At 49.2% G+C, this 9982-nt stretch carries 6 protein-coding genes; 3 read left to right on the top strand and 3 right to left on the bottom strand.

The window, feature by feature from the left end; translation table 11 throughout:
- Both RM811_RS00470 and RM811_RS00475 read right to left on the bottom strand, forming a co-directional pair.
- The coding region (locus tag RM811_RS00470; RefSeq protein WP_402519626.1) for a valine--tRNA ligase at nt 1-2680 on the bottom strand (2680 nt) is incomplete at its 3' end.
- A 144-nt stretch (nt 2681-2824) separates the two neighbouring features.
- The gene (locus RM811_RS00475) at nt 2825-3280 is read right to left on the bottom strand and encodes a DNA polymerase III subunit chi (RefSeq protein ID WP_402519629.1); all 456 of its coding nucleotides are present in this window, start codon (nt 3278-3280) and stop codon (nt 2825-2827) included.
- 191 nt (nt 3281-3471) lie between these two features.
- Here RM811_RS00475 and RM811_RS00480 point away from each other — a divergent pair, with 191 nt between their 5' ends.
- Nucleotides 3472-5283, top strand: a complete 1812-nt coding sequence (locus tag RM811_RS00480) for an inositol phosphate phosphatase SopB (protein WP_402519632.1) — start codon at nt 3472-3474, stop codon at nt 5281-5283.
- Nucleotides 5284-5321: 38 nt separating this feature from the next.
- Here the strand turns inward: RM811_RS00480 and RM811_RS00485 are convergent, their stop codons facing one another.
- Nucleotides 5322-6821: a leucyl aminopeptidase gene (locus RM811_RS00485; RefSeq protein ID WP_402519635.1), complete on the bottom strand. Its 1500-nt coding sequence runs from the start codon at nt 6819-6821 to the stop codon at nt 5322-5324.
- A 177-nt stretch (nt 6822-6998) separates the two neighbouring features.
- Between RM811_RS00485 and lptF the strand changes: the two genes are divergently transcribed.
- Both lptF and lptG read left to right on the top strand, forming a co-directional pair.
- Nucleotides 6999-8168, top strand: a complete 1170-nt coding sequence (gene lptF, locus RM811_RS00490; RefSeq protein WP_402519638.1) for an LPS export ABC transporter permease LptF — start codon at nt 6999-7001, stop codon at nt 8166-8168.
- Nucleotides 8161-9219: an LPS export ABC transporter permease LptG gene (lptG, locus tag RM811_RS00495; protein WP_402519640.1), complete on the top strand. Its 1059-nt coding sequence runs from the start codon at nt 8161-8163 to the stop codon at nt 9217-9219. The genes lptF and lptG overlap by 8 nt, the downstream gene beginning before the upstream one ends.
- Nucleotides 9220-9982: the final 763 nt, after the last annotated feature.

Raw genomic sequence — 9982 nt, forward strand, 5'->3', positions numbered from 1 at the left:
TGTTGAGTCGGGCGATTTCCTTGTCCTTGTCGATGAGTCCGGCCATGGGTACCAGTACTTCCATTGAACCCACCAGTTGAGTGGTGGCCATGGGTGCTTCTTCACCTGCGGCCAGAACCTGAATAGTGTCCAGTTTTGCCAGCGACTTGAGGAAGGTCTGGTTATCGTTCAGACGGGCCTCATCGGCAACAGAGGTGTTACGCAGTAATACGTTCAGAGGCTTGCCCGGACCGATATTCAGTTCAGCGCGAATGTTTCGGATACTGGTGATAAATGACTTCAGCCATTCAATATCCTGCTCGGCTTGTTCATCGATCTGTGATGGGTCAGCAACCGGGAAGCTCTGCAGCATCAGGGTTTCACCTTCAACACCAGCACTCACCTTAATGTTCTGCCAGATTTCTTCGGTGATATAAGGCATGAACGGGTGAGCCAGACGCATAATGGTTTCCAATACTCTCACCAGAGTGCGACGGGTACCACGCTTCTGCGCAACCGGGGCATTTTCATCCCACAGAACCGGCTTGGAGAGTTCCAGATACCAGGCACAATACTCATTCCAGACAAAGTCGTAGAGATTCTGGGAGGCGTGGTCAAGACGGAATTCAGACAGGTTTTTCTCAACCTGGGCTTCAACACGCTGCAGGCGGGAAACAATCCAGCGATCTGCCAGGGTTAGTTCAACCGGCTCGTCGTTGTTGCCGCAGTCCTGCCCATCGGTATGCATTTTCACATAGTTGGCAGCATTCCAGACTTTATTGCAGTAATTCCGGTAGCCTTCCAGGCGGTTCATATCCCAGTTGATGTCACGACCGGTAGAAGCCAGTGAGTACAGGGTGTATCTCAGGGCATCGGTACCATGGGCGGAAATACCTTCGGGGAAAGCATCGCGGGTACGCTTCCCGATCTTTTCTGCCAGCTGAGGCTGCATCATGTTGCCGCAGCGTTTTTCTACCAGGGATTCCAGATCGATACCGTCAATCATGTCCAGCGGGTCCAGTACGTTACCCTTGGACTTGGACATCTTGTCACCATGCTCATCGCGGATCAGGCCAGTGATGTAAACGTGCTTAAACGGTACCTGAGGCTTTCCGTCTTCATCTTTCATGAAGTGCATGGTCATCATGATCATCCGGGCAACCCAGAAGAAGATGATGTCAAAACCGGTCACCAGAACATCAGTAGGGTGGAAGGTCTTCAGACGCTCGGTCTGTTCCGGCCAGCCCAGGGTGCCAAAGGTCCACAGCGCAGAAGAGAACCAGGTATCAAGAACATCATCATCCTGCTTCAATACCACAGGAGAAGGGATGTTGTGCTTTTCACGTACTTCTTCTTCAGTGCGACCCACGTAAACCTTGCCTTGTTCGTCATACCAGGCAGGGATACGGTGTCCCCACCAGAGCTGACGGGAGATGCACCAGTCCTGAATATCGCGCATCCATGAGAAGTACATATTCTCGTACTGTTTGGGTACGAATTGAATACGGCCGTCTTCTACCGCGTCAATAGCCGGTTTGGCCAGAGGCGCAGCACGGACAAACCATTGGTCGGTCAGCATGGGTTCAATTACGACGCCGGAACGGTCACCGTAAGGCACCATCAGTGTGTGGTCGTCTATTTTGACCAGTAGGCCAAGCGCATCAAGGTCAGCAACAATCTGCTTACGGGCGGCAAAACGCTCCATGCCCTGGTAGGTTTCAGGGATTGAAACATCAACGGTCTGATTAGCGGTGCCATCGTTATTCCAGGCTTCACCCTGCTGACGGATATCGCCGTTCAGGGTCATGACATTGATCATTGGCAGGTTGCAACGCTTGCCAACTTCATTGTCATTAAAATCATGGGCCGGGGTGATTTTTACGCAGCCGGTGCCTTTTTCTATATCAGCGTGATCATCGGCAACGATAGGAATGCGACGGTTAACCAGTGGCAGAACCACTTCTTTGCCAATCAGTGCCTGGTAACGTTCGTCTTCAGGGTTAACAGCAACACCGGTATCACCCAGCATGGTTTCCGGACGAGTAGTGGCGACCACAATGTAGTCTTTGCCCTCTGCAGTTTTTTCACCATCGGCCAGTGGATAGCGAAGGTGCCACATATGGCCTTTGACTTCTTTATTCTCCACTTCCAGGTCGGAGATGGCGGTGTGCAGTTTCGGGTCCCAGTTAACCAGACGCTTGCCACGGTAGATCAGGTCGTCTTCATAAAGACGGACAAAGACTTCCTGAACGGCAGCATAAAAGCCCTTGTCCATGGTGAAACGCTCAGTTTCCCAGTCGACAGAAGCACCCAGACGACGGAGCTGGCGGGTGATAGTGCCGCCGGACTCTTCCTTCCACTCCCAGATTTTATCGGTAAATGCTTCACGTCCGTAGTCGTGCCGGGTTTTGCCTTCTTCTATCTGGATCTTTCGTTCAACCACCATCTGGGTCGCGATGCCCGCATGGTCAGTACCTACCTGCCACAGGGTGTTACAGCCTTTCATCCGGTGATAGCGGGTCAGGGCATCCATAATAGAGTCCTGAAAAGCATGGCCCATATGCAGGCTACCGGTGACATTGGGGGGTGGGATCATGATGGAGTAGGGCTGGCCTTCACCGGAGGGAGTAAAGTATCCCTTCTCCTCCCAGTTTTGATAAAGGGTGTGTTCGATGGCCCGAGGGTTGAACGTCTTTTCCATAACTCTTTTTCCAGTCGATATTGCAAAGCTTGTCCTGAAGGGCAGGAGGGCTCTGGGTATGGATAAACGGGCAATTATACACTCTGGGGGTGAATCAGGAAGTCGAATCGGCCCTGATCGTAATCTGAGAGAAGGTTAGCCAGATTATGCTGGCATATTGTGAACTTCCGGTTCAATTCCGGCTTGACGATAGGTGCGGAATTTATCTCTGGAAATGGCTTTCTGGTCCGGATTCTGAACCACCACTTCACAGACGCGGGAAAAGTCTTTAAAGAAAGGTGGGACTTCAGGGCTGAGGTTAATCAGCAGATGCTTTTGTTCCAGGGTGGGATTATCAAAACCCAGGGTTATGGGTGACTGCCTGGCCAGCAATGTGCTTTCAGGCGTGTTGTTGTGAATGTCAGAAATGACCCCGTGAGGAAGAAAGCTGTCTTCTCTCCATGACCAGAGCAGTTGGTCCATGGATTTGCAGCTACTTTCATCAGCCGTGTGGATATGCATAGGCAGCCCGCCACGCCATGCTTTATCAATCAGGCGACAGGCAAACTGCTCAGGGCCCTGAGGGTGGTTTTCCAGTAAATAGAAGGTAACTTTGGTCATAAAGCCCTTGGGGATAGTGAGTACATCAGTCCTGTTAAGTGTATCAGCGGCCGGTATTGCAAATCATCTGATTTCCTGATGATGCTTCGATTGGCCGCAGCAAGCCAGCTTAATCAAGTATCATAGGTCTTTGCAGATAAAGGTAACAGGGAAAGAGGACCAGTACCTATGTGTTTAGAAAGGACTTTGGGATGACACATAATATCCAACCAAAGGCTCAGGTTGCAAAGCAGTTCTCAGTGCTGGTCAGAAATATAAAAGTAAAAATTGGAAGGCTGAAAAACAGGGTCGTGAAGCAATATCACTCTGTGATCCGGTATATTCTGAAAAAGGTTAATAAGCACCTTCAAAAGAAAATTTCTGAATATGAAATTCAAGCCCATGACTCGTTAAACAGCCGTCAGTTATCAAAAAGTGAAAACGTCATCATTCATCAGGCAGATGAAAATAATAATAGGATTTCTAATGCCGACGTTGAATTTGATTTATCAGGTTATGATGAGTTTTGTGAGCAGGTTCGCATAAAATTTACCAATGAGTTTTGTCGGTTTAAAAAAATGCAGCTCGAAGTTGCAAAAGAATTTATACCTGATTCCGGTCCAGAGTCACTATCTTTATATATTGAAGAACAATTGTCTGCCCTGAGTCAGAATACTGTTGAGGATCCGCTGGGCAAAGACTCTATTAAAGCACTAAAGCATCATTTGAAAACCATTCTCAGAACTTTTCAAAAAGAGGGGGTTAGTGTAAGTGTCATAGGTTTCAAGAGAGCAATGGTTAAAAAGTTTGGGGGCGAAAGTTGGGATACTATTACTAATAGGTTTTTATTGGGGACGGATGAAAAAAAGCGGAAGATTACACAGAAGTGTATTCCTGCCTGTAAAATAGGCCGTGATCTTTTGTCACAGTTTAATAGTGGGCTTGATGTATTTCCCAGCGCATACCATGACAAAGGTGTTATTGCTCATGCCATTAAAGATAAGAATCATGCAACCAACATGTTTATCAGTCAATTGAATATTGATGGCGATAAAGAACTGACCATTGTTCGACATGGTATTAACTCGGCATATGGCCTCAGGGATGCAACTGCTCGAAACATCGCTGCTATGAACCGTGCGAAAGAGGTTATCACTGCAGCTCTTGCTTCGAAGCAGGAACTTTTTGGTAAAGCTTTGCGGGGGGAGGTCGTTCAGTTGTCGGTGACATCTTCCAGCCTTGTGACTCCAGATCATTTCAGGCGAGTGTTAAAACCGAAAGGGGATGAAAAGCGGATGCTTCGGGACCAGTATAATGCTTTTGAAGAACTCAGAAAGCAGTCACCCGTTACATTGGTGGTTAAAGATAGTAATAATCAAGATAAAGAAATTAAAATTGATTTAAAGTTGGTTTCGTTTAATTTTGGTGTAAATACGTTTGCGGTTGGAGAAAATCTGAATAAATTGGGTGGTTGGTCAGGATCTGACAGGATTAATCGGCGTGGAATTAAGGAGTTGATTGGTTATCCTGCTTCAACAAGTAGTACTCCGGGTGGCATGGTTGGTGAATGGTTGGAGCAGAATAATGATGATAAAAATGCACCTGTGGTGAAAGAGCTTGCCTGGCAAATAAAAGAAATCTTTAATTCAAACGCTCACCATACATTGCAGGGGGGAGCCTATAAGCTGCCAGCAAGAATTATCGTCTTAACCTCTCTTATCGGAGGCGTCCCCTGTACCAATTGTAAAAGTGGTAAAGATAGAACCGGTATGTCTGTTGCGGCTGCAGAAGCACTGTTTACTTACATTCAACTTAATCATTCGGTCCCTGACTGGAAAAGTGTTGACTTAAAGGAGGCCGGGTTCTTGAAAGAATTATGCCTGAGGGGCGGGCATCATGAGATACAACGCAGGAATGTTGGTGTTGGAGGCTTCAAGATTCAACCGGAAATTCTAACCAATTATGGAATGAATGATACTGATATTGCTCTGGTAAGGGGATTATCAGATATATCATTCGGATAGCAGCATCCCCATTACATGAGAATGCTGCTTTGTTTTTCCTAGTTGTTAATCCGGTTCAATAAAAACTGAACCAGCATTGGCACCGGGCGGCCGGTAGCCCCTTTCTCTTTTCCTGATTTCCAGGCGGTACCGGCAATATCCAGATGTGCCCATGGATACGCTTCAGCAAACCTGGCGAGGAAACAGGCCGCAGTAATGGTTCCCGCTGACGGGCCACCAATGTTGGCCAGGTCGGCAAAGTTGCTGTCCAGCTGTTGAGTGTACTCTTCGCCCATGGGGAGCTGCCAGGCGTTGTCCATGGCTTCTTTTGAGGCGTTCAGAAGGTCGTCAGCCAGTGGTTCATTATTACTGAGCAGGCCAGTGGTATGATGTCCAAGGGCTACAATGCAGGCGCCTGTTAATGTAGCAATATCAACGACTGCTTCCGGTTTGTAACGCTCTGCGTAGGTCAGGGCATCGCAGAGCACCAGTCGGCCTTCGGCATCGGTATTGAGAATCTCAATGGTTTTGCCAGACATGGAAGTGACAATGTCTCCGGGGCGTGATGCCTTGCCACTGGGCATATTCTCTGCAGCAGCTACCATACCAATGACGTTTAGTGGTAAATCCAGATCGAGAATGGCGTTCATAACACCGAAGACACTGGCGGCACCACACATATCAAACTTCATTTCATCCATGGCGGCGCCGGGCTTCAGGGAAATGCCGCCCGTATCGAAGGTAATACCTTTACCCAGCAGAACCAGAGGTTTGGCCCCACGCTTGCCATTTTTGAACTCCATGCAGATCAGACAGGCTTCCTGTTCAGAACCAGCGCTGACCGAGAGCAGGGAGCCCATGCCAAGGTCGGCCATCTGCTTTTCATTCAGAATCCTGGTGGTGAGCCTGGTGTGGTTTTTGGCAAGCGCTTTGGCTTCATCAGCAAGATAGGTTGGATGACAAATGTTACCAGGCAGGTTACCAAGGGTTCTCGCAATATTTCTGCCATTGCCAATGGCTTGTCCCTGGGCCAGGCCGGCTTTAACTTCATCAGCCGTTTTTCGGTCAGCCAGCAGAACGACTTTTTTCAGACTGTTTGCCGAAAGAGCGTCTTTCCCCGTGTCGTTTTTAAACTGGGTAAACTGATAGAACGCATACTCAATGGCTTCTACCAGTTGTCGGGTAATCCACTGAAGTGATTTGCCCTCCACAGCGATATCGGTAATGGCGACGGATGCCTCTTTTGATTTCACCGCTTTTAGCTGGCTGGCAAGGTTGCCGGTCAGTTTTTTAAACTCGGCTTCTGTCAGAGGCTTATCACTATCGCCCATGGCCAGAAGTAACAACCGTTCAAATGGGGCATGGTGGGTATGCAGGAGCATAAGGGAGTGGCCGGGGGTGAAGTCAAGATCACCCCGTTTCAATACCCCACTCAGGTACCCTTCGGTCGATGAGTCAATGGCAGTAGCGGAAGCAGGCAGGGTTTTTTTGTGGACACCAATAATAAGACACGCTGTTTTCTGTTTTTCAGCGGTGCCGTTCTTAACAACAAATTCCATAGTCTCTCCAGGGGGACAAGTTATCCGATTTCATGGATAATAATACGGTTGAGCCAATTCAACCAGACGCTCTGGTGCCAGAACGTGGATAAGTAACCATTCAATTGTATCTGCATTCTGCGAACCTGGCTTGCCGGATAGCTGGAGAATTCCCTGAGTTATTGCGGCGCTTGACGTATGATTGTCCGACTTCATTATTGTGAACTTCATCAAGGCATGCCTTTAATTATATTTCGTTACCTGTCCAGACAAATGCTGCAGGTCATGTTAGCCGTCACATCCGTAGTGCTACTCATCATTATGAGTGGGCGTTTTGTGAATTATCTGGCACAGGCGGCGACAGGCACCCTGAAAGCAGATTTTCTCTTTGCCATCATGGGATACCGGATTCCTGAATTCCTGGTGATGATCCTGCCATTAGGGTTGTTTCTGGGCATTATTCTCGCCTATGGACGGCTGTATGTTGATAACGAGATGACCGTGCTCAGTGCCTGTGGCTTAAACCGCAACCAGCTGTTGGCCATGACCATGGTTCCTGCAGCAGCCGTTATGTTGCTGGTGGCGTTATTAAGCCTTGTGGTTGCTCCCTTCGGAATTCAAAAGGTTGAAAGGATTTTTGCTGAGCAAAACTCTCTCACTGAGTTTGATACATTGGTTTCGGGTCGCTTTCAGAAGTTTGGCTGGCAGCGGGTAACCTATGCGGAAGAGTTGACCGATGATCGCCAGCAGATGAATCAGGTGTTTATTGCCAATCGAAACGTGAACAGCAGCAACATGGGCTCCATGACACTGCTTCTGGCAGAAACCGCACGGATTGAGGCCAATGCGGGGGAGCGTGGAGAGAGTGGAGAGGATGGACAACGCTATTTGATATTAGAGGATGGCTATCGCTATGACCTGACTCCCGGTGTTCTGCCCCTTCGTGAAATTGAATTTAAAAATTATGGACTGCGCATGGAAGAGCGGAGTTCCAGAAAAGAGATCAGTAAGGAGCAGGCTCTGCCTACCTCAACGCTTCTTGCTTCTGACTCATTGGGACATCGTGCTGAACTCCAGTGGCGACTCTCTCTTCCTCTGTTAATACCGATCGTGGTGTTACTGGCATTGCCTCTTTCCCAGGTAAACCCGAGGCAGGGGCGTTATGTGAAACTGCTCCCGGGGGTTTTTCTATACCTGCTCTATCTTGCCCTGTTGATGAGTGGGCGAGGGGCGATGGAAGATGGGCGTTTGTCGCCGGATATCGGATTGTGGCCAATTCATGGTCTGTTCCTGTTCATTGCGTTGATGATGAATCTGTTTGAGCCGGGCAAACTCTGGTTGTCGCGCCGGAGGGCTGGTAATGCGTAAACTGGATCGTTATATATCCCGGAACGTACTGGGGGCAACGGTTATTGTTTTGCTTATCCTGGTGTTTCTGGAGGCGCTATTCTCGTTTCTTGGCCAATTGGACGATGTCCAGGGGAATTATCGTTCCCTGGACGCCCTGACTTATACCCTGCTGATGATCCCCAAAAAGCTCTATGAGCTGATACCGGTCTCTGCACTGGTGGGATGTCTGGTGGGACTGGGCTCCATGGCATCCAACAGCGAGCTGGTGGTAATGAGGGCTGCCGGTGTTTCGCTCTGGCGCATATTGGTTGCTGTGATGAAACCGGCTCTGGTCATGATTCTGGCCGGATTACTGCTTGGAGAATATCTTGCACCGATGGCAGAGCAGGTTGGGGAAACCAGAAAGGCCATTGCCCGTTCCTCGGATGGGACATACACCGGAGAAGGATTCTGGCATCGGGAAGGCGCTGAGTTTATGTACTTCAATGCCGTCGAGCCTAATGGTGTGCTTTACGGTGTCAGCCGTTATGTTTTTGATGACGATATGAAGTTGCAGCAGAGCTCATTTGCCAGGCGGGGGATTTACCAGGGTGATCACTGGCTGCTGGAGAATGTCACCACTATCCGCCGGGAAAATGAGAAGTTTATCACTGAGGAAAGCCTTGTTGAGCCCTGGGATACCAGTTTGACCACCACCCTGTTAAAAGTGGTTGTGGTCAAACCGGAAGCATTGTCAATTTCCGGGCTTCTTGCCTATACACAGTATCTTGCCGATCAGGAGCTGGATGCCGGTGAATATGATCTGGCTCTGTGGAGAAAAGCGCTTCAGCCATTGTCGATACTGTCACTGGTTCTGGTGGGGATTTCGTTTGTGTTTGGGCCTTTGCGTTCAGTCAGTATGGGGCTTCGAATATTTTCCGGTGTGATTACCGGTATCGTCTTTATGATTGTCCAGAATCTGATGGGGCCATCCAGTCTGGTGTTCGGGTTTCCGCCCATACTTTCTGTGCTGATTCCTATCCTGATATGTTTTCTTGCCGGGGCTGTCTTATTGAGACGAGCAGCATAGCCAGGTGAAGCAATAGCACCTGACGATAAAGAAATTACTGCTCGTCAGATGTTGTTTATAAACGGGTTAATGCTAGGGAAGTCGCATTGTAGAAAGGACCAGTCTCCGTCATTCCCGCGCAGGAGGTTGTCGCAAAACCCTCGTTCCCACGCTCTGCGTGGGAATGCATACGGATCTGGCCGCATGTGGAGAAACCTCTCCTTGCCCGAATCTGCGGGGGTTTAAGGCTGGTTATTCACTTGTGGCGAGTACGGTATGCATTCCCACGCAGAGCATGGGAACGAGGTTTCCGGAGGCTTTTGCGACAGCCTCGAAGGCGGGGATCCACTGTGCACGATGGATTCCCGCCTTCGAGAGTGTCGCAAAAGGCCTTACAAGAAGGAACCACAAAGGCACAAAGACACAAAGACACAAAGACACAAAGGAAAACTTTTTCTTTTGTTTGCAGTGCGTAGCGCTGGCAACTCCAAAAAACCTTTGTGTCTTTGTGTCTTTGTGGTTCAAGGCTTAATCTACCTTTTGTGACAACCGCCTGCGAGGCTGTCGCAAAAGGTTGCAAATGCCGATTTCTACCCCCGCCCCCCGTCTTTCTCGCGAAGGAGGTTGTCGCAAAACCCACCAGGAACCTCGTTCCCACGCTCTGCGTGGGAATGCATAGCCAACCACAGGAATCGTGTCTGTGGTTGGGTCCTGGCGCTACCACGCAGAGCGTGGGAGCGAGGAGGGTTTTGCGACAACCGCCTTCGCGAGGATGACGGTCGGG

Origin of the sequence: Endozoicomonas sp., assembly GCF_031844845.1 — a bacterium.
Classification (GTDB): domain Bacteria; phylum Pseudomonadota; class Gammaproteobacteria; order Pseudomonadales; family Endozoicomonadaceae; genus Endozoicomonas.

Bases quoted from the DNA above. Each gene is read 5' to 3' on its own strand.
- RM811_RS00480 (WP_402519632.1), top strand. From the start codon at position 3,472: ATGACACATAATATCCAACCAAAGGCTCAGGTTGCAAAGCAGTTCTCA.
- lptF (WP_402519638.1), top strand. From the start codon at position 6,999: ATGATTGTCCGACTTCATTATTGTGAACTTCATCAAGGCATGCCTTTA.
- RM811_RS00485 (WP_402519635.1), bottom strand. From the start codon at position 6,821: ATGGAATTTGTTGTTAAGAACGGCACCGCTGAAAAACAGAAAACAGCG.
- RM811_RS00475 (WP_402519629.1), bottom strand. From the start codon at position 3,280: ATGACCAAAGTTACCTTCTATTTACTGGAAAACCACCCTCAGGGCCCT.
- lptG (WP_402519640.1), top strand. From the start codon at position 8,161: ATGCGTAAACTGGATCGTTATATATCCCGGAACGTACTGGGGGCAACG.